Raw genomic sequence first — 19,195 nt, forward strand, 5'->3', positions numbered from 1 at the left:
CCGATTGATCATGGACCGAACCTATCCGTCGGTGATTTTGGCCGGGAGTAACAAGTTTGTCGGGAAACCGGGCAGTGTTGGCACGACCCAGCGGCAGGCGCGACCGCGCCCGAAGGATCGCACCTTCTTCTCCTCCCGCAACCGCTCAAGGGCCCGCTGAACCGTACGGGAACTGACACCCAAAGCCAGTGCAAGCGCCGCGCTGGACCAGGCCTCTCCATCCGCGAGCAGCGCCAGAACATCTGCATGGCTGTCTTCTACGGGCTGCGCCAGAACAACAACGTCCCGCCCCTCTGGAACAGTCAGAACGAAGCCAGCATCTGTTGAGCGCAGACCTGCATGGTGCCTGAGAAGCGCTCGCAATCTGCCGATCTCGACCCGCAGACGCGCGCGGTGGGATTCATCCGCAACCCGGCCTCTGAACGCTTTTGCCACCAGCACCTCGCGAGACACATCCGACGGCCATGCTTCGGCAAGCGCACGTGCAAGAGCGAAGAGAACCGGTCGTGTCTCGAGCCCGATGATCGCGCCTTCACTGCGAATGACATGCCGGCAGGCATCGACCACCAGCGTGTTCGCCGCGAGAAGCGTCTCCACCTGATCAAGCTGGAGCAACGCTTCACACTTGCTCGTCACCAACCTGGCAGCAGGCGCCTCCAGCGCCCGTTTGGCCGTCTCAACCTCGCTGACCAGTGCGGGGATGCCCGCCTGCCTTGCAGCAGCGGCAGCGCGCTCCAACGCGGTCCGCGCCTTCCTTGCTTCAACCCGACGCATGGCGATGCCGGCGACCACCATCTCGCAGCCGGCCTGTGCCTGCAGTGGCAGCAGGCGCGGATCGAGCGCATCAAGCGCGTGCTCGGCCTCATCCAGACGGCCGATCAGCAGGAGATGCCGCGCGGAGAGGTAACGGGCATAGGCGGCGTTGACGGTGTCGCCGTGTCGTTCCAGCGTATCGCGAGCCCGTTGAAGCGCCTCCTCCGGCCAGCCCAGATCGCGTGAGACGAGGGCGATCTCGGCTTCCGCCACGACACAGCGCGCCCGCGCCCTGTGCTCCCGCGGACTGAATGCGCGGGCCGCGCGGCGCAAAAGCGCCTTGGCCAGATCCAGATCGCCAAGCTGCGCCATGGCAATGCCACGCAATGCGAGTGCTGGCGCATCACTACGCAGGGCAATGCGATTGAGCGCGCCCAGAGGGTCACCCGCCGCCAGGGCACGGCCCGCTGCCGTGATCAGAGCGTCCATCTAAATCGCGTCACGATTGTCACTCTCACCCCCGAAAACCGATCCCTACTCTAGCCGACTGCCGCCCGCCGACAAGACGCGGATGACAGGCGGCAATGCAAAGGAGAAAACCATGACCGTACACTTAACCGGAACACGTGAGGAATGGCGCGCAGCGCGGCTGGCGCTTCTGCAGGAGGAAAAAGAGCTCACCAGACGCAGCGATGCGCTGGCACAGAAGCGCCAGCAGCTCCCCTGGGTGCGCATCGACAAGGAGTATCGCTTCGACACGGAGAAGGGCGAAGCCTCGCTGCCTGATCTTTTTCAGGGACGTTCGCAGCTTCTCGTCTACCATTTTATGTTCGGCCCGGACTATGAGGTGGGCTGCCCCTCCTGCTCTGCCATAGCGGACGGGTTTGATGGCTCGGTGGTTCATCTGGCCAATCACGATGTGACCCTGATGGCCATATCCCGCGCACCGCTCTCAAAGCTGATGGCTTTCAGGAAACGGATGGGCTGGTCCTTTCCATGGGCCTCTTCCGGCAAGTGCGACTTCAATCAGGATTTCGGGGTTGGCTTCACGAAAGAGCAGCAAGCCGAAGGCATCGAATACAATTTCCGCAGCGAACCTCCGATGAAGAACTCGCTGGCCGGCAAAACGATGGCGACCTGGGATGGCGACAGCCCCGTTGCCCAGACTGCCGCGATGACGGGGACCGACGTACCAACCTTCACACGCGAACGACCCGGTGCAAGCGCATTCGTGCTGGAGGACGGCGTGGTCTACCACACCTACTCGGCCTATTCGCGGGGGCTGGACGGGCTATGGGGCATGTATCAGTGGCTCGATCGCACGCCCAGGGGACGCAACGAGACCGGCATGTGGTGGCGCCACCATGACAAATACTAAAGCGCTCCCCGTGGCGCTCGCCCTGGCCGCGACGCTGGGGCTCTCCGCTCTCTGCTGGGGTGTCATGGCGCAGAGGTTGGGCACCATGCAGATGGGGCCGTCCGCCCCACTCGGCCCGCTTCCTGCGTTCATTGCAATGTGGGTCACGATGATGGCTGCGATGATGTTGCCCGGTATCGCACCAACCGTTGTGAAGACTGCCAGAGGTGGCGCTTCAAGTACAGCCGTGCTGGGGTTCGTTGCCGCCTATCTCATCGTCTGGGCCGTGATCGGCCTGCCGGTCTATCTGCTCTACCAGCCTCACGGCACCGCCATTGCGGGCATCGTCACGATTGCGGCAGGCCTATACGAGCTTACTCCGGTCAAGAAGGAGGCTCGCCGGTGTTGCCATGACCCGATAGCATCCGGAGTTGAATGCGGACTCTTCTGCGTCGTGGCGACCATGGGACTGATGGCAATGCAGATCGCCATCGGCGTCATGAATCTTGGCTGGATGGCGGCGGTGACACTCATCATCTGCGTGCAGAAACTGATACCGCCGCGCGCAGTGCTGGACACCAGCCTGGCCCTGGGCCTGATCGCCCTCGGGCTCGCCATCATCGCCGTTCCGGAACACGTGCCCGGCCTAATGCCGGACATGTGAGGATCAGCAGCCCGATCAAAGCACCTTGCGCAGAAATGCGCGGGTGCGCGGGTCCTCCGGATCGCTGAACATCCTCTCGGGCGGGCCCTGCTCGACGATTCTTCCGCCATCCATGAACAGGACGCGGTCGGCTATGTCGCGGGCGAACTGCATTTCGTGCGTGACGATCAGCATGGTCTGACGCGCATCGGCCACGCGCTTCAGCAATTGAAGCACCTCATCCACCCATTCGGGATCGAGCGCCGAGGTGGGTTCGTCGATCAGCATGATCTCGGCCTCCGCCGCCATGGCGCGACCTATGCCGACACGCTGTTGCTGACCACCGGACAACGCGGCCGGGTAGCTCTGCGCCTTGTCGGCGAGACCGATGGTGGCCAGTATCTCTTCGGCACGGGCATTCGCCCTCGCCCTGTCCCAGCCCCGGACAGTGATCAAACCCTCGGCAATATTGTCGCGCGCGGTCATGTTGGCAAAGAGCGCGTAGTTCTGGAACACGAAGGAGGTCTGCCGCCGTAGCGCGAGCTCCTCTGCGACCCTTAGTCGGCGCGCATCCACAGTGACAGGGCCAATGGTGATGGTCCCTTCGTCGGGCTTTTCGAGAAAATTGAGCGAGCGCAGCAGCGTCGACTTCCCTGTGCCGGACGGGCCGATGATGGCAACACGCTCACCCGAACGGATATCGAGATCGATGCCATCCAGAACGGTATTGTCGCCGAAACGCTTGGTGAGCCCCCGGACAGAGATCATCGCGCCACCGCCTTTCCGAGCCGCGCCTCAAGTTGGCGTTGGACCACCGTAAGCGCCTCGACAATCACCCAATAGATGATCGCCACCAAAATGAAGGCCTCGAAATAGAGAAAGCTGCCGGCGGCTTCCTTCTGGGCAGCGCCCATCAGCTCCGTCACGCCCAGCGTGAAGGCAAGCGAAGTGCTCTTGATGATGTCAACGAAGTAGTTGACGAGGGTCGGAGCAGCTATGCGGGCCGCCTGCGGCAGGATGATGCGACGCATCATCTGCGCTGTCGTCATGCCAACAGAGCGCGCCGCTTCCCATTGTGAACGGTCAACCCCGAGGATCGCAGCGCGAATGCTCTCTGCCATATAGGCCGCGAAATGCAGGGTGATCCCCATGATCGCCGCGGTAACCCCATTGATGGCTGTCAGAAACGAAAACACCTGCGGCAGGCCGTAATAGAACAGGAAAAGCTGTACCAGCAGGGGTGTGCCGCGGAAGAAGCTGATGAACACCTGTGTGAGGCCATCGAGAAGAGGGACACGCATGACGCGCACTATGGCCATTAATGACGCTAGCAACAGCGCAAGGACCATTGCCACCGACGCCATGGCGAGCGTCAGCGGCACATATTTGAGAAGCACGGGGACGAGCCCCAGCATATAGTCGAGATCAAGTGGTCTCATCGTCCCCGGCTCTCATTGGCGTTGCGTGTTTACTGGGTAATGTCGGTGCCGAACCATTTCTGCGAGATTTCGGTCAGCGTGCCGTTTTCCTTTAGCGTGGTGATGGCCGCATCCACGCGGTCGCGCAGCGCCTTGCTTTCATCGTCGTTGCGGAACGGGAGCGCGTTGCGGATCTCGGAAAAGGGCTGGCCGGCGAGCGCCAGCGGCAGCGGCGTTTCCTTGATCACCTGGCTGGCGCTGACGCGGTCCATGACGAAAGCGTCGACACGGCCGAGCGCAGTATCCTGCTCGAGATTGCTCTCATAGGTCTTGATGTCGATCTCGTCGGCATAGGGCAGTTCGCGCAGAAGCTGCTCGAAATTGGAGCCAAGGTTGACGGCGACCGAGCGGCCCTTGAGGCTTTCAGGTCCGGTGATCTCACCCTCATTGCCCTTCTTCACGACCACCTGCGCGCCATCGATGACATAAGGCTGCGAGAAGGCAAACTTCGCCTCGCGCTCGGGAGTGATGGTGATCTGATTGGCGATGGTGTCGATACGGCCGGACTCGAGCGCGCCGACAAGGCCGGAAAAGCTCATCGTGACATACTCCACCTCGTCACCCGTCTCCTTGACCACGGCGTCAATGAAATCCACCTCGAAGCCCTGAAGCTTGTCCTGCTTGACGAAGGTGAACGGGAAATAGCCGCCCGACATGCCCACACGGATGGCTTCTGCGTTGGATGCCGAAACAGTGGCGGCGAAAATTGCTGCTGCTAGTGCCAGTTTGCGCATTGTAATCTCCAGCGGCGCCATGCGCCTGCGTGTTGCTTGGTGCGGCACAAATAGTCAGTGTAGAAAAAATTTCTATACACTGGCGATAATGGCAAGATAAAAAGCCAGTTTTTTGTCTTTTAATCCATAGTTTTAGTACATAATACTATAAAATATGGATTGTTGAGCATGCTTTGGCTGCCCCGTCCGCAGCGTCGATGGCGGGTTTCTGCCGCTAAGGCAGGGACAGGGAGCGCAGGCGCCACTTGCGCGCTGACCATTCCTCGCCTAGAAGCCGCGAAAAGGCCACAAAGCCCGACAAAATGCCACGAAAAGGTCACGGCCTGGCTGCAATGCCTAACGAGCCGGGTAATCTTTTCGAAAGCATAAGGGTTCATTTTCTATAAGCGGAGTGGCATTCTAGAATCTCCGCATGGGGCCCAAATTGGCGGGACGCGACAACATTCCATGACACGCCTGATCAAATATGCCTTCTTGCTGTCGACAGCGCTCGCGCTCGCCGCATGCAACGAAACATTTGAAGACATCGCGCCAAAGGCCGAGCGTCAGTTGCCGGCACGCATCGTGCAGACGATGAAGGCCAAGGGGATGAGCAAGAACTCTCCCGTCATGATGCGTATCTTCAAGGAAGAAGGAAAGCTTGAGGTCTGGAAGGCCAGGACCAATGGCCGCTACGACATCATCGCCAGCTACGACATCTGCAAATGGTCGGGCCAGCTCGGGCCGAAATTCACAGAGGGTGACCGCCAGGCGCCAGAAGGTTTCTACACGGTCCGCCCCGGCCAGATGAACCCGAAATCAAGCTATTATCTTGCTTTCAACATCGGTTTTCCGAACGCCTACGACCAGGCAAATGGCCGGACGGGCAAACACCTGATGGTCCATGGCGCCTGCTCGTCCGCCGGCTGCTATTCAATGACCGACGAGCAGATCTCGGAAATTTACGCATTTGCCCGCGATTCCTTCAACGGCGGGCAGCGCGAGTTTCAGGTGCAGGCGTTCCCCTTCCGCATGACAGCGGAAAACATGGCACGCTACCGGAACGACCCGAATTACGATTTCTGGAAAATGCTCAAGGTCGGTTACGATCACTTCGAACTGACCAAGATCCCCCCGAAGGTCGATGTGTGCGGCAAGCGCTACGTCTTCAACAGCGAACCCGTGGACGGACAGAGCTTTTCCCCGACTGCCGCGTGTCCGCCAATGAGCCAGCCTGAATCGTTGCTCACGGCGTATCGTCAACATCAGGCGCTTTACGACATCGCGTTCAACAAGGCTCTCAAAACGCAGTCGACGGCGAAGCGCTCCGAGACCATAGCAGGGCATGAGGAAGCGCGCCTGGTGGCTGACTGGAGCAAGCGCCGCGCCCGGGGCGAGAAGGTTTCGCGCCTGCCGCCCAACATTCCGTCTCCAACGGCGGTCGCTGCAGCACCTCAACCTGCATCCACGCCTGCTATCGCTGCTACAGCTTCTGCCTACACGGCCGAGCCTGCGTCGCGCCTTCAGAGCGCGCTGGAAGCCGCTGCCGCCCAGCCTGAACAGCAAGAGCCTGAACAGCAAGAGGCTTCAGACAACCCTGCTCCTGCCGTAACGGAAGCGACGGTCGAGGGCGCCGTTCCGAATCCGACACCGCGGCCTGATACAAGCGCCGAACGCACCGCATCCGTCCCGGCTCCGGCCACTGGCGGCCAGGGAACCTCGCTGCGCCGCCGCTTTCAGAATATCTTCAGCCGCTGATCGTGACAGCCGCGCCGCAGACATACGACCTCAAGGGGCTCAACTGCCCCTTGCCTGTTCTGAAAGCGCGCAAGCGCCTCGCAGGCATGCCAAGTGGAGGCCGGCTTTGGCTGGAAACCACTGACCCGCTGGCGGTCATAGACATTCCGGCATTCTGCAACGAGCATGGGCACCTGCTCGTCGAGACCGAAGCGACCCCTGACGGTCATCGCTTTCTGGTGGAACGAGGCTAAGGACGAAACCCGGCTATGGCGAGCGGGTTGTCCTCAAGGGCGGCTCTGTCGGGCGTGTCGATCGCCGCTTCACCCACAAAGGCCGCGAACAGGCCCTTCACATAGGTTTCATCGAGGCCGGTTCCGATAATGACGAGGCGCACGCCGCGCGTCCCGTCGGGCCACCCCGTCAGATATCGCGGCTCATGCAGGATCTGGCGCACTCCCTGCACGACAAGCGGACGATCGGGCTGCCCGCTGAGCTCCACGAGGCCCTTCAGCCGCAGAATATGCGGTCCGCACTGGCTGCGCAGAAGGTCGAGAAAACTCTCGATTGCCGGCCCGCTGATGGGACGGTCATGCGTCAGCAGTATCGTCTCGAAGGCTGCGCTATGTCCATGCCCATGGTCATGGTTGTGGTTGTGGTCGTGTTGGTGCTCGTGATCATGGTCATCACTATGATGCTGATTTGGCGAAGCCTCACGCAGGACCGCTGCGGCGCGCGAACCAATCTCGAGCGCACTGCAATCGATAAGAGCGGCTGCCTCCATCTCGTCCACCCGAAGTGGCTTTAGACCCGGTGCAAGCTTGGCAAGATGTGCTTTCAGATCGCGAAGAACATCCGCTTCAACCATGTCGGTCTTGGTGAGAAGAAGCCTGTCGGCCACCGCCACCTGATGCCGGGCCTCCTCGTGCGCTTCGAGCGTCGCACGCCCGTGCATGCAATCAACCAGAGTAACGACGCCATCAAGCCGGAAACGGGCAGCGAGCGCCGGGTGGGCGGCAAGTGCCTGCAGGACCGGCACAGGATCTGCGAGGCCTGTCGTTTCGATCACCACGCGTTTTAGACTGGCTGCGCGGTCGTTCGTCAGCCGTTCGTCGAGCCCGAGCAGCGTATCCACCAGCGCACCGCGTACAGTGCAGCAAAGGCAGCCATCGGATAGCTCGACGACCCCATCGGAAGCCTCTCCCACCAATAGATGATCAATGCCCACCGCACCGAACTCATTGACGATCACCGCTGTGTCCGAAAGAGCCGGATCCCGCAAAAGCCGATTGATCAAGGTGGTCTTGCCGGCGCCGAGAAAGCCCGTGACAAGCGTCAATGCAATATGGTTGGCCATATCGTTTCAGCCGCCCTGCGCTGTCTCGGCCGTGGCACTTTTCAAAGGATAATCCGGCCGTGGCGTCGGAATCGGAACATCGGCGTAGCGCGGCACGGAGGGCGCAGGACCGGTAGCCCCGCCAAGACTGATCGCCACGGCGCGCGGCTCGTGATCCATCGCCGTCAGATAAGGCGAGCGTTCTACCAGGAGATTGTCATCGTCACCGCGTTCAAAACGCGCCTTGACCGCCGCTTCCGAACAGACCTCGGGGCGCATGTCGACCGCCACGTCCCGCCCCTCCCCATAAGGCGCGAAAGAGGCGATGGAGGGGGAAACCGCACCTTGAATCCTGAACCCTTCGGCAAGCAGACGTGCGGCTTCCTCGCCGCGCTCCACCTGCGATGGAGCTCCCAGCACGATGGTCGCAAGCGTGCGGCCATTGCGTGTGGCGGTAGCCGCCAGATTGAAGCCGGACGAACACACATAACCCGTCTTCATGCCATCGGCGCCCGGAAAGCGACCGATCAGCCAGTTGTAATTCGGCAAGACCTTGTCGCCGGTGCGTATCGCCTCAAGCGAAAAATAGTGCGCGTGCTGCGGGAACTCGGTGCGGATGGCCCGCACGAGAAGCGCCAGATCACGCGCGGTGGTGTATTGCTCGGTAGAGAAAAGGCCGTGCGGATTGACGTAATGGGTTCCGGACATGCCAAGCTTTCGGGCTGCAGCATTCATGCGTTCTGCAAATGCACCAACCGAACCACCGACGTTCTCGGCAATGGCCGTCGCCACGTCATTCGCGGATTTGACCATGATCAGCTTGATCGCGTTGTCGAGAGTCAGCACCGAGCCGGCCGGATAGCCCATCTTGCTCGGCGGCTCCCGCGTTGCCCGCTTCGAAATCGTAACCGGCGAATCGAATTGCAGCTCGCCATTCCGCACCGCCTCGAAAGCCACATAGGCCGTCATCAGCTTGGTCAGCGATGCAGGATACCACCGCTGGAAGGCATCTTCATGGGACAGAACCCTGCCGCTGTTGACATCGAGAACGATCGTCGGCCCTGCCAACGCCGGCAGAACTGCCGCGATCATCCCCATCACTGCCCCGGCCACAACGGGCGTGGCGAACCTTGCGAAACACATGCGCATTATCCGAATTTCATGTCCGCCTGAAAAATCAGGCACAATTGTTGACCCGTATACCGATCATGACCCGATGCGCCAGCAGAACGAAGTCAACGACCAGACTTAAACCCTGTTCGTTTCTCGCTGATGAAACCGGGACCATTTAACGCGACCCGGTACTTATAGCAAAAAACCATTATGCCGGCGTCTGAATCTCACTCGCGGAAGCCGGCGGGTGGCGCGCGAAAGTCGGAACTGGCCCATGCGGATCAGCTTGCAATCGCACGCAATCACATCTTACCTGCTTCACAGCTTCAGACTGATGACCACAGGATGGATGCGGGCCCACCGGCACTTTTGCGAAACCCGCTCCACAATGAGACCCGAATACCGGCAAAAATTTGAAGGAAGTGCAAAACATGCCGATCTTGAACCGTTCTGCGGAGTTGCAGGCAGAAATCACAGAATGGCGACGTGATATTCACCGCAATCCCGAACTTCTCTTCGATGTGCATCGCACCGCCGGTTTCGTGACGGAGAAACTCCGGGAGTTCGGTTGTGAAGAGGTCGTGACCGGACTTGGCAAGACGGGCGTTGTCGGCATTATCCAGGGCAGGTTGGGCAACGGCCCGACCATTGGCCTGCGGGCCGATATGGACGCCTTGCCGATGACGGAGATGACGGGCAAACCCTGGACCTCCACATCCCCGGGAAAGATGCATGCATGCGGTCATGACGGACATACGGCGATGCTTCTCGGCGCCGCCAAATACCTTTGCGAAACACGCAACTTCAAGGGCAGGGTCGCGGTGATTTTCCAGCCGGCCGAGGAAGGCGGCGGCGGCGGCAACGAAATGGTGAAAGAAGGCATGATGGAGCGCTTCGCCATTGAGCGCGTCTTCGGCATGCACAATCTGCCTGGGCTGCCGATCGGCCAGTTCGCGACCAGACCCGGGCCTATCATGGCTGCCACTGCGGAATTTGTGATCACAGTGAAGGGACGCGGTGGTCACGCTGCCATGCCGCACACGGTGGTCGACCCCATTCTTGCCGCCAGCCAGATCGTCACAGCGCTCCAGAGCATCGCGTCGCGCAATGTACACCCACTCGACTCTGTGGTGGTTTCGGTCACCAAGTTCCATGCCGGAGATGCCTTCAACGTGATTCCGGATACGGTGGAACTGGCCGGTACTGTGCGCACTCTCAAGAAGGAAGTGAATGCCGATGCCGAAAGCCGGATGCGCACAATCTGTGCAGGCGTGGCGGCGGCTCACGGAGCCGCGGTTGAGATCTTCTACGATTCCAATTATCCGGTGACGTTCAACCACGCTGAGGAAACGGCCTTTGCGAGCGCCGTGGCTAGCGAGATTGCCGGCGCGGCGAATGTGGACACCGACATTACCCCCACCATGGGCGGCGAAGACTTTTCCTACATGCTTGAAGCGCGCCCCGGTGCTCTCATCTTCATCGGCAATGGCGACAGCGCCGCGTTACACAACACGGCCTATGATTTCAACGACGACGCCATCCCGCATGGCGTCAGCTATTGGGTGCGGCTTGCTGAAAACGCCCTGGCGGGCTGATCCCGCCGCGACCTATGGACGGGTTCTGCATGATGCCCATTTCATCTTGGCGAACCGGCTTCATCGCGTTATGAGAGGGTTTAGCGGTCCCGTAGCTCAGCAGGATAGAGCATCAGATTCCTAATCTGAGGGTCACAGGTTCGAATCCTGTCGGGATCGCCATTCATCAGCGGGTCCATTCTCGTCACATTGCCTGGATTCATCAGCGGAGATAGTGTTTTCATCTTCTCCGTCACGTGTGGTCTCCGTTGCCTCTGCACGAACTTTGACAGGGTCCAGTGTGAGCCGTCGAATGTCTATGGGCCTGAAATAAAGCATGACCGCAAGAACCAGAAAGCTAAACACCACCGATATTGGAACAGCGAGTTCCGATACAAACAAAACGAAATTCCCCATACTCTCTCGCTTAATGCAGTTTCAGGGGAACCAAGAGATGCTTCGCGTTCTCGATCGTCCTTCATCACACCTAGCTTAAACGGCTAAGTGTTATATACTTCAAATACCCGCAATAATTGCAATACGATCAAGGTCCCCACCCGTCGAATAGAAACGATCTAACGCAAATTTGCCGGCTTTAAATTAACTTGAGTTAAGTTTCCGCGTCTTTCTTCCGCTACGTCAGCATAATCACGGTCCGTATCAGTATGGCGGAGCCCCATCCACACCAGGCCAAATACAATCGAGAAGGTCTGACAAAGGTGGAGAACGGCGAGGGAGCGGCCTCAGATATCCGCACCCTTCTTCTGCACGATTTTTGCGGCTCATGCCACGATCCGATCCATATGCACTGCTAGCGAAAAGACGTTTCAGCCTTATCCGGCCCATTCCCGGCCAGCGTGGAGAAATGATGTGAGAGCGAATCCAATCCCCAATGTGAACCGCAACATCGTGCGCGCCGCACTATACGGCGCCTGTTTTGCCCTGGCACAGGCGACACCGTCGGCCCTGGCCGACATCATCGATAACGGGCGGATCAAGGCGATCACGCTTTCCTCCGGCGGGCTGGCCGAGGTGAGGCGCTCCGCACGCATCGATGGAGATGGCGCGCTCCGCGTCGATATTCCGCTCGACCAGGTGGACGACTTTTTGAAAAGCCTGGTTGTGAGAGATCCCGCAGGCACCATAGATGCGGTCACGCTGGATGGGCTTTCCCCGGTGGAAGAGACGTTTCGCCGGCTTCCGTTCAGCCCGGGTGACATGGGCTCTGTGCCAGCACTGGCTGCTGCGCTTCAGGGTATCTCAGTGCGCGCCACTTCGGGCGGGCGCTCCGTCGAAGGCATGATTCTCGGTGTCGAAACAGAGCAGGCAGGCAGCGAGGAAGCACCGCGCACCGAGCGGGTTCTCACCGTGATGACCGCAGATGGCACGCTAGAGCTTCTGAAACTTGGTATGGACACCAGACTGGACATACTCGACGAGGCACTCAGGGAACGATTGCGCGAGGCGGCCAAGGTGAGCGGACGCGGGCGCACGGATACCATCAGGTCTGTAGCGATCGCACTGTCGGGAACCGGCGAACGCGATATAGCGGTTTCTTACGTGGTGCCTGCTCCGGTTTGGAAAACAGCCTATCGGCTCGTTTCAGACGGCGAAGACACAGCGCGCCTGCAGGCATGGGCAGTGATTGAAAACGCAACCGGAGAAGACTGGGAGGGCATTGGTCTTACGCTCTCATCCGGAGCACCGGTAACACTCGCCCAGAAACTGCATCAGCGCTATTGGAGCGCACGCCCGGACATTCCCGTGGCCGTCGGCAACGCCGCGCCGCCACGACCGGACGCTTCAGCCGGCCTGGAGATCGCTCAAATGGATTCCGCCCCCCGCCACATGCGTGCATTCAACGGCGCCGCAGCTCCCGCGCCGATGGCCGACATGGTTATGGAAGAGCCTTCCGCCCCCACCAGTCGCACCGCGGCGCAAGAGGGCCGAACGAGCGCCACCTACCATTTGCCGAACCCCATTCACCTTGCAGCGGGACAGAGCCTCTCCGTGCCATTCGTGGACGCCGAGATCGAAGCTGAGCGGGTCTCAGTCTTTCAGCCAGAGAGCGGTGGGATCCACCCAATCGCTGCGGTTTTCCTCAAAAACGGCACCGAAGCCAGCCTGCCGCCTGGGATCGTCACGGTCTATGATCGCACGAGCGGTTATGTGGGCGATGCGCAGCTTCTGGGCATTCCGGCCGGCGAGAGCCGCATGGCAAGCTTTGCCAGCGATCGCAAGGTCGAGATCACGACGGAAACGAAACCGCAGGAGATCGTCGGCGAGGTAGCGATCAGCGAGGGCGTTCTGCGCACGACGACGGTTTCACGAATCACCACCACCTACAGGATCAAGGGGGCTTCGGACGCAAAGCGTACAGTACTGATCGAACACCCACGTCGCGATGGGTGGCAGATGGAAGCCGCCGCGCTCGATAGCGCAACCCCCACCCACTATCGCCTCCGCGCCACGGTGGAAGCCGGCGGAACATCCACCATACGGGCCGTGATGGAACGCAGCCACATGGAGAGTTTCGCTCTTACCGAAGCCAGCGCCGATGCGCTTTATGTATGGGCCGGCTCAGCCACCGACAGTGATACCGACAAAAAGCTGAAGGAGCTTGCCGCGCTCAAACGGGAGGCCACAGCGGCAGAGCGCACTGTGGCGAACCTCCAGCAGGCGCTGGAGCGGGCTGCCGGCGACCAGGCCCGCATTCGCGACAATCTGGGCTCCCTCCCCGGCGAAAGCGCCCTGGCCGAGCGCTACATGCGCATGCTCGAAGAAGAGGAAAATCGGATTGCCGCGCTCAATCAGGAAAGAGCGAAGGCCGAACGCGATCGGGATCGTCTGAATGGCGAGGTGCGGGCGTATATCAGCAGACTCTGAAAACGCCTTTACTTGCGATCCACCGCGCCGACATCGAGCAGCGGCGCGGCATCCAGTGCACCGGCATTAAGCATTGCGCCAACACGCTCAAGCGCAGCGACGATCATTCCCTGCTCCCAGTCGGGCAGGGCCTGAAACTGCTCGGAAAACGTCTTCTGCAGCGGATCGGGAGCAGCGCTCAGGAGAGCCCGTCCTTCCTCCGTCGGCGCGACCCAGACCACACGCTTGTCGCGTTCGCTGCGGGTGCGGGTGACGAGGCCGCGCGCCTCCAGCTTGTCGACCAGAGACGTTGCAGTCGCCTGTCCGACGCCGGCCTTGCCGGAGATATCCTTGGGCGTCGCCCTGCCGGCTGCAGCGACGATTTCGAGCACGATGAGCTGCGGCGTCGTCAACCCGGTGGCCCGGGCGAGCGTCCGCGCGTTCAACTCTGTTGCACGCAGAATACGCCGCAACGCGATCAGGCTCGTTTCGGTACGATCTTCCATGTCGTCATTCCCAAACTCGCAGGCCGAAAGGGCGATTCTTGGCCGCCACTCCCCGCATATCTATGGATAGCAGAGAAAATATATTTTGATTAGCGAATAAAATTTTCCTTGGAAACCCATTCATTTCATGGGCTTGAGCGCTCTACGGAACCATTTCTGTTTCCAGCGGTTGAAATATCCTTCGATAGTCATAATATTCGGCGCGCTATGAGGAGACCAATGGCCATTACTGATATCAAGCTTGTACGCAAGCGATCGCCCGAAATTGTCTATCGCCCCCCGCGCAAGGAAGACGGCGCGGACGTGTGGCGGCTCATCCAGTCCTGTGAGCCGCTCGACGAGAATTCACTCTACTGCAATCTGTTGCAGTGCGACCATTTCGGCGACACATGCATCGCCGCCGAAAGAGCCAGCGACGGAGCGCTGGTAGGCTGGGTTTCAGCCTATCTTCTGCCCGATGAAGACAACACACTGTTCGTCTGGCAGGTTGCCGTGGACAAGAGCGTCCAGGGCATGGGCGTCGGCAAGAAGCTGCTCGCTGCATTGCTTGACCGGGAAGCCTGCGAAAACGTGCAGGCACTCAAGACCACCATCACCTCCGACAACAAGGCAAGCTGGGGCCTATTTACCTCGCTCGCCCGCAGCCGCGGCGGTGAATTGAGCCACGAGCCTTACTTCCGCAAGGATGCGCATTTCGATGGCAAGCATGCCACCGAACACATGGTGACAATCCAGTTCACTGAAAATGCGTCTGACAATTTGAGCGGAAACTGGATGTCCCTGCGCAAAGCAGGCGAGGCCCGGAGCGACGACGCCGCCTGATCGCGGCGTCCACAACCGCACGACCGAACAATCCGAAGGAAAAGACATGACGACCGTTACGACGGACGACAAACAGATTTTCACGCGACGCGAGTCGGAAGCGCGCAGCTATTGCCGCAGCTTCTCCACCGTGTTCACAAGGGCGAAGGGCGCGACTCTCACAGACGCCGAAGGCCGGGACTATATCGACTTTCTGGCCGGCTGTTCGAGCCTGAACTATGGCCACAACGACCCGGACATGAAGGCAGCGCTGATCGAGCATATCGAGCGCGATGGTGTCACCCACGGGCTAGACATGCACACCGACGCGAAGGCCGAGTTTCTCAAAACCTTCGAGCGGCTGATCCTGCGTCCGCGCGATATGAATCACCGTGTCCTCTTCACCGGCCCGACGGGTGCCAACGCCATCGAGGCTGCGCTCAAGATCGCCCGCAAAGTGACGGGACGCCAGAACGTCGTGTCCTTCACAAACGGCTTCCACGGCGTCACGCTTGGCGCGCTGGCAGCCACCGGCAATGGCTATCATCGCGGCGGAGCCGGCGTGCCGCTCAACCATGTCACGCGCATCCCCTATGACGGCGCGATGGGCGGCGACATCGATACGGCAGATCTCCTGAACCGGATGCTTTCGGAGCCCTCCAGCGGCGTTGAAAAGCCGGCTGCAATCCTGCTCGAAACCGTGCAGGGCGAAGGCGGGCTGAATGCCGCATCGCGCGAATGGGTGCGTCGCGTCAGCGAGATTGCCCGCGCCCATGGCGCGCTGCTGATCATCGACGACATTCAGGCAGGCTGCGGCCGCACCGGCAATTTCTTCTCCTTTGAGGAGATGGGCATCTCGCCGGACATCATCACCATGGCGAAATCGCTGTCGGGCTATGGCCTTCCGTTCGCAACGGTTCTGGTGAAGCCGAAATATGACGTCTTCGGCCCGGCCGAGCACAACGGCACCTTCCGCGGCAACAACCATGCCTTTGTCACCGCACGCGTGGCGCTTGAAAAATTCTGGGCGGACGACACGTTCCGCAACACGATCGCCGAGCGCAGTGCCTATCTGGAAAAGCGGCTCAACGAGATCGCCGCGCTTCTGCCCGATGCCCGCGTGAAGGGCCGGGGCATGATGATGGGTGTGGACGTGGGCTCCGGCGAGCTGGCGAGTGACATCTGCAAACGCTGCTTCCGCGATGGCCTGATCATCGAGACCTCAGGGGCGCATGATGAAGTGGTGAAGATCCTTTGCCCGCTCAACATCGAGCAGGAGACCTTTGAGCGCGGTCTGGACATTCTTCAGTCTGCCGTCGCCGAAATAAGCCAGAACACAAAAATCGCTGCGGAGTAACGAACATGATCGTGCGCGACCTGAACGAAGCAAAAAACACTGATCGTCATGTCCACTCGGAAGGGTGGGACAGTGTCCGTCTTCTCCTGAAATCGGACGAGATGGGTTTCTCCTTCCACATCACCACCATCCACGCCGGTGCCGAACTGCACATGCATTACAAGAATCATCTTGAATGCGTCTATTGCGTCGACGGCACGGGCTCCATCGAGGACTGCGCCACCGGCGAGGTTCACAAGATCAAGCCGGGCGTCATGTATGCGCTCGACAAGCACGACAAGCATATTCTGCGCGCCGACGCGGAAAAGCCGATGATCATGGCATGCACCTTCAACCCGCCGGTTTCCGGCAAGGAAGTGCACCAGGCCGACGGCTCTTATGCGCTGGAGGATGCATAACCTTCCTGAAGCCTGGCACCCTTCAACATCGGGGTGCCAGGCTCATGCATCCGACGGCGAAAACCCTGAAAGAAAAGGAGAACGACCATGACAGCGATGTCGAAGGAACGTGACCGAAGAAGTCAGGATCCCTATCCCAGCAGGTTGCCGGAAGAACGCTGGCTGCCCCGCCAGGACCGAACCGTCTGGAGCCAGTGGCGCCCCGATGCGCCCCTGACAGCACAGCAGGCCGACCAGTTTGACCGTGACGGCTTCCTGATCCTCAAAGACATTTTCACGGCCGAAGAGGTCGAGGCACTGAAGGCCGAATCCGCCGCCATGCGCAATGGCGAGCGCGATCTGATGGATGGCAGCGTGATCACCGAGCCCGGCTCGGATGAGGTCCGCACCATCTTCAAGCTGCCCGAGCAGAGCTCCCTCTTCAATCGTCTGGCCAGCGACCGCCGCGTTGCAGGCATTGCCCGTTTCCTTCTCGGCGACGAGGTCTACATTCACCAGTCGCGGCTGAACTACAAGCCCGGTTTCACCGGCAAGGAATTCTACTGGCACTCGGATTTCGAGACCTGGCACGCCGAGGATGGCATGCCGCGCATGCGCGCTGTCTCCGCCTCGCTGCTTCTGACCGACAATGACGCAATGAACGGCCCGCTCATGCTGATGCCGGGCTCCCACAAACAGTTCATCGCCTGCGCCGGTGAAACGCCCGACGACAATCACAAATCCTCGCTCAAGAAGCAGGAAGTGGGTGTGCCATCACATGAGGCGCTGACCAAGCTTGCAAGCGAACACGGCATCACTGCTGCCACCGGCAAGGCCGGCACGCTGGTGCTTTTCGACTGCAACACCATGCACGGCTCTAACGGCAATATCACACCGTTTCCGCGTTCCAATGCCTTCTTCGTTTTCAACGCCGTATCGAACCGCCTTGAAGAGCCCTATGGCGCGAAAAAGGCCCGCCCCGATTTCCTCGCGGAGCGCGGCGAACCAACCCCTGTCGAAATCAAGACCGGGAAACTGGCATAAGCCACAACTGAACTGGACATTATGACTGACCGACAAGAAAGCGGTGCGGCCGAAACGGGCCGCACCAACCAGCAACAACGAGGCATCCACACCGTCGAGAAGATCGGTGGAACATCGATGAGCCGCGCGCGCGAGCTGCTCGACACGATCCTGATCGGCAAACGCAAGGGCGATGCACTCTACAACCGCGTCTTCGTCGTTTCCGCGTTCGGCGGCATCACGGACAAGCTGCTGGAACACAAGAAGTCAGGCGAACCCGGTGTCTATGCATTGTTCGCCCACGCCGACAACGAACATGGGTGGATGGAGGCGCTGAGCGCTGTGAGCCGCGCCATGCACGCGATCAATGAAGAGATGTTTGACGAGGCCGCCGACCGGCACGCCGCCGACGACTTTGTGCGCGAGCGCATCGAGGGCGCGCGCGGCTGCCTGATCGACCTGCAGCGCCTGTGCTCCTACGGGCATTTCCAGCTCGGCGAGCACATGCAGACGATCCGTGAGCTTCTCTCGGCGCTGGGTGAAGCGCATTCGGCCAACAATCTGGCCCTGCTTCTGCGTCGCTCGGGCGTGAATGCACGCTTTATCGACCTAACCGGCTGGCGCGATGAAACGCAGCCGAGCCTCAACGAACGCATCGAACAGGCGTTTGCCGAGATCAACCTCTCACGCGAGCTGCCCATTGTCACCGGCTATTCGCAATGCCGCGAAGGCCTGATGCGCGAGTTTGACCGCGGCTATTCCGAAGTGACCTTCGCCACCATCGCGGCACTGACCGGCGCGCGCGAAGCGATCATTCACAAGGAATTCCACCTTTCGAGCGCCGATCCGCGCCTTGTGGGACCGGAGAATGTGCGCAAGATCGGCCGCACCAATTACGATGTCGCCGACCAGCTCTCCAATATGGGCATGGAGGCGATCCACCCGAAGGCGGCAAAGAAACTGCGTCAGGCGGGTGTGCCGCTGCGCGTCGCCAATGCTTTCGAGCCGGAAGATCCCGGCACACTCATCGATGCCGAGCCTGCCGATGGTGTCGGCGTGGAAATGGTCACCGGCCTGCCCGTCACTTCGCTCGAACTGTTCGAGCAGGACATGGTGGGCGTGAAGGGTTACGACGCGGCGATCCTCGAATCGCTGACCCGCCACCGGGTGCGCATCGTGTCGAAAAGCTCGAACGCGAATTCCATCGTTCACCATCTGGAGGCGACGCTCAAATCCGTGCGCCGCGTGGAGCGGGATCTGGCCGAACGCTATCCCGCCGCGCGCATCACCGCACGCCGCGCCGGCATGGTGTCGGTGATCGGGCGCGACCTGACCGGGCTTGGCGTCATGCTGGAAGGTCTGAAGGCTCTGGACGAGGCTGGCGTAAAGCCGCTTGCCTCGCAGGAGACGGGTCGCGGCGTCGACGTACAGTTTCTCGTCCGCAATGAAGATCTGGAAAAAGCCGTCAAGGCGCTACACCGGGCCTTCATTGAAGAGGGGGAGGAGACGTTGAAGGAAGCGGCCTGAGCCGGTTTCCTTCAACGTAACCCGTTCGCCATGAG

The 19,195-nt window shown here is 60.4% G+C and carries 18 protein-coding genes and 1 tRNA gene; 12 read left to right on the plus strand and 7 right to left on the minus strand.

What is annotated here, in order from left to right; all coding sequences use genetic code 11:
• Positions 1–21: 21 nt before the first annotated feature.
• Positions 22–1,242, minus strand: a complete 1,221-nt coding sequence (locus HF949_RS01285; protein WP_292897817.1) for an HTH domain-containing protein — start codon at positions 1,240–1,242, stop codon at positions 22–24.
• Between the two features lie 112 nt (positions 1,243–1,354).
• Here HF949_RS01285 and HF949_RS01290 point away from each other — a divergent pair, with 112 nt between their 5' ends.
• A complete protein-coding gene (locus HF949_RS01290) occupies positions 1,355–2,131 on the plus strand; it encodes a DUF899 domain-containing protein (protein ID WP_292897819.1) in 777 nt (258 codons plus the stop codon).
• Positions 2,118–2,774: a DUF2182 domain-containing protein gene (locus HF949_RS01295; RefSeq protein ID WP_292897821.1), complete on the plus strand. Its 657-nt coding sequence runs from the start codon at positions 2,118–2,120 to the stop codon at positions 2,772–2,774. Before HF949_RS01290 ends, HF949_RS01295 begins: the two co-directional genes overlap by 14 nt.
• A 15-nt stretch (positions 2,775–2,789) precedes the next feature.
• On the opposite strand, the gene HF949_RS01300 is transcribed toward HF949_RS01295, so the two are convergent.
• From HF949_RS01300 to HF949_RS01310, 3 genes are read right to left on the minus strand one after another with little or no spacing between them, the layout of a single operon-like run.
• Entirely contained in the window at positions 2,790–3,521 is a 732-nt protein-coding gene (locus HF949_RS01300) for an amino acid ABC transporter ATP-binding protein (RefSeq protein WP_292897823.1), read from the minus strand.
• Positions 3,518–4,192: an amino acid ABC transporter permease gene (locus HF949_RS01305; RefSeq protein ID WP_292897824.1), complete on the minus strand. Its 675-nt coding sequence runs from the start codon at positions 4,190–4,192 to the stop codon at positions 3,518–3,520. The genes HF949_RS01300 and HF949_RS01305 overlap by 4 nt, the downstream gene beginning before the upstream one ends.
• A gap of 29 nt (positions 4,193–4,221) precedes the next feature.
• Positions 4,222–4,965: an amino acid ABC transporter substrate-binding protein gene (locus HF949_RS01310; RefSeq protein WP_292897825.1), complete on the minus strand. Its 744-nt coding sequence runs from the start codon at positions 4,963–4,965 to the stop codon at positions 4,222–4,224.
• A 447-nt stretch (positions 4,966–5,412) separates the two neighbouring features.
• On the opposite strand from HF949_RS01310, the gene HF949_RS01315 reads away from it, so the two are divergent.
• On the plus strand, positions 5,413–6,702 hold the full coding sequence (locus HF949_RS01315) for a L,D-transpeptidase family protein (RefSeq protein ID WP_292897827.1): 1,290 nt from the start codon (positions 5,413–5,415) through the stop codon (positions 6,700–6,702).
• 2 nt (positions 6,703–6,704) lie between these two features.
• Positions 6,705–6,935 carry a sulfurtransferase TusA family protein gene (locus tag HF949_RS01320; RefSeq protein WP_292897828.1) on the plus strand — a complete coding sequence of 77 codons (231 nt, stop codon included), beginning with the start codon at positions 6,705–6,707 and terminating at the stop codon, positions 6,933–6,935.
• Here HF949_RS01320 and HF949_RS01325 read toward each other — a convergent pair.
• Positions 6,932–8,038 carry a CobW family GTP-binding protein gene (locus tag HF949_RS01325; RefSeq protein WP_292897829.1) on the minus strand — a complete coding sequence of 369 codons (1,107 nt, stop codon included), beginning with the start codon at positions 8,036–8,038 and terminating at the stop codon, positions 6,932–6,934. The two genes, HF949_RS01320 and HF949_RS01325, sit on opposite strands and share 4 nt — an antisense overlap.
• 6 nt (positions 8,039–8,044) lie before the next feature.
• Positions 8,045–9,160 (minus strand): D-alanyl-D-alanine carboxypeptidase family protein, encoded by a 1,116-nt coding sequence (locus HF949_RS01330; RefSeq protein ID WP_292897830.1) that lies wholly within the window; start codon positions 9,158–9,160, stop codon positions 8,045–8,047.
• Positions 9,161–9,561: 401 nt separating this feature from the next.
• Between HF949_RS01330 and HF949_RS01335 the strand changes: the two genes are divergently transcribed.
• The 3 genes from HF949_RS01335 (at position 9,562) to HF949_RS01345 (ending at position 13,590) form a co-directional block, all read left to right on the plus strand.
• Complete coding sequence (locus HF949_RS01335; protein ID WP_292897832.1) at positions 9,562–10,725, plus strand: M20 aminoacylase family protein; 1,164 nt, start codon at positions 9,562–9,564, stop codon at positions 10,723–10,725.
• An 85-nt stretch (positions 10,726–10,810) separates the two neighbouring features.
• Positions 10,811–10,887, plus strand: a tRNA-Arg gene (locus HF949_RS01340).
• 687 nt (positions 10,888–11,574) lie between these two features.
• Entirely contained in the window at positions 11,575–13,590 is a 2,016-nt protein-coding gene (locus HF949_RS01345; protein WP_292897834.1) for a DUF4139 domain-containing protein, read from the plus strand.
• An 8-nt stretch (positions 13,591–13,598) separates the two neighbouring features.
• Here the strand turns inward: HF949_RS01345 and HF949_RS01350 are convergent, their stop codons facing one another.
• Positions 13,599–14,075 (minus strand): MarR family winged helix-turn-helix transcriptional regulator, encoded by a 477-nt coding sequence (locus tag HF949_RS01350; RefSeq protein WP_007010256.1) that lies wholly within the window; start codon positions 14,073–14,075, stop codon positions 13,599–13,601.
• Between the two features lie 219 nt (positions 14,076–14,294).
• Between HF949_RS01350 and ectA the strand changes: the two genes are divergently transcribed.
• The 5 genes from ectA (at position 14,295) to HF949_RS01375 (ending at position 19,160) form a co-directional block, all read left to right on the plus strand.
• On the plus strand, positions 14,295–14,897 hold the full coding sequence (gene ectA, locus HF949_RS01355) for a diaminobutyrate acetyltransferase (RefSeq protein ID WP_292897837.1): 603 nt from the start codon (positions 14,295–14,297) through the stop codon (positions 14,895–14,897).
• 46 nt (positions 14,898–14,943) lie between these two features.
• Positions 14,944–16,233 (plus strand): diaminobutyrate--2-oxoglutarate transaminase, encoded by a 1,290-nt coding sequence (ectB, locus tag HF949_RS01360; protein ID WP_292897838.1) that lies wholly within the window; start codon positions 14,944–14,946, stop codon positions 16,231–16,233.
• Positions 16,234–16,238: 5 nt separating this feature from the next.
• A complete protein-coding gene (locus HF949_RS01365; RefSeq protein ID WP_292897839.1) occupies positions 16,239–16,631 on the plus strand; it encodes an ectoine synthase in 393 nt (130 codons plus the stop codon).
• An 87-nt stretch (positions 16,632–16,718) separates the two neighbouring features.
• On the plus strand, positions 16,719–17,654 hold the full coding sequence (thpD, locus tag HF949_RS01370) for an ectoine hydroxylase (RefSeq protein WP_229449764.1): 936 nt from the start codon (positions 16,719–16,721) through the stop codon (positions 17,652–17,654).
• Positions 17,655–17,675: 21 nt separating this feature from the next.
• Complete coding sequence (locus HF949_RS01375; RefSeq protein WP_292897842.1) at positions 17,676–19,160, plus strand: aspartate kinase; 1,485 nt, start codon at positions 17,676–17,678, stop codon at positions 19,158–19,160.
• Positions 19,161–19,195 lie beyond the last annotated feature (35 nt).

It is taken from the genome of Nitratireductor sp. (genome assembly GCF_017794765.1).
Lineage (GTDB): Bacteria > Pseudomonadota > Alphaproteobacteria > Rhizobiales > Rhizobiaceae > Nitratireductor.

Bases quoted from the DNA above. Each gene is read 5' to 3' on its own strand.
- HF949_RS01285 (WP_292897817.1), bottom strand. From the start codon at position 1,242: ATGGACGCTCTGATCACGGCAGCGGGCCGTGCCCTGGCGGCGGGTGAC.
- HF949_RS01290 (WP_292897819.1), top strand. From the start codon at position 1,355: ATGACCGTACACTTAACCGGAACACGTGAGGAATGGCGCGCAGCGCGG.
- HF949_RS01295 (WP_292897821.1), top strand. From the start codon at position 2,118: ATGACAAATACTAAAGCGCTCCCCGTGGCGCTCGCCCTGGCCGCGACG.
- HF949_RS01300 (WP_292897823.1), bottom strand. From the start codon at position 3,521: ATGATCTCTGTCCGGGGGCTCACCAAGCGTTTCGGCGACAATACCGTT.
- HF949_RS01305 (WP_292897824.1), bottom strand. From the start codon at position 4,192: ATGAGACCACTTGATCTCGACTATATGCTGGGGCTCGTCCCCGTGCTT.
- HF949_RS01310 (WP_292897825.1), bottom strand. From the start codon at position 4,965: ATGCGCAAACTGGCACTAGCAGCAGCAATTTTCGCCGCCACTGTTTCG.
- HF949_RS01315 (WP_292897827.1), top strand. From the start codon at position 5,413: ATGACACGCCTGATCAAATATGCCTTCTTGCTGTCGACAGCGCTCGCG.
- HF949_RS01325 (WP_292897829.1), bottom strand. From the start codon at position 8,038: ATGGCCAACCATATTGCATTGACGCTTGTCACGGGCTTTCTCGGCGCC.
- HF949_RS01330 (WP_292897830.1), bottom strand. From the start codon at position 9,160: ATGTGTTTCGCAAGGTTCGCCACGCCCGTTGTGGCCGGGGCAGTGATG.
- HF949_RS01335 (WP_292897832.1), top strand. From the start codon at position 9,562: ATGCCGATCTTGAACCGTTCTGCGGAGTTGCAGGCAGAAATCACAGAA.
- HF949_RS01350 (WP_007010256.1), bottom strand. From the start codon at position 14,075: ATGGAAGATCGTACCGAAACGAGCCTGATCGCGTTGCGGCGTATTCTG.
- ectA (WP_292897837.1), top strand. From the start codon at position 14,295: ATGGCCATTACTGATATCAAGCTTGTACGCAAGCGATCGCCCGAAATT.
- ectB (WP_292897838.1), top strand. From the start codon at position 14,944: ATGACGACCGTTACGACGGACGACAAACAGATTTTCACGCGACGCGAG.
- HF949_RS01365 (WP_292897839.1), top strand. From the start codon at position 16,239: ATGATCGTGCGCGACCTGAACGAAGCAAAAAACACTGATCGTCATGTC.
- thpD (WP_229449764.1), top strand. From the start codon at position 16,719: ATGACAGCGATGTCGAAGGAACGTGACCGAAGAAGTCAGGATCCCTAT.
- HF949_RS01375 (WP_292897842.1), top strand. From the start codon at position 17,676: ATGACTGACCGACAAGAAAGCGGTGCGGCCGAAACGGGCCGCACCAAC.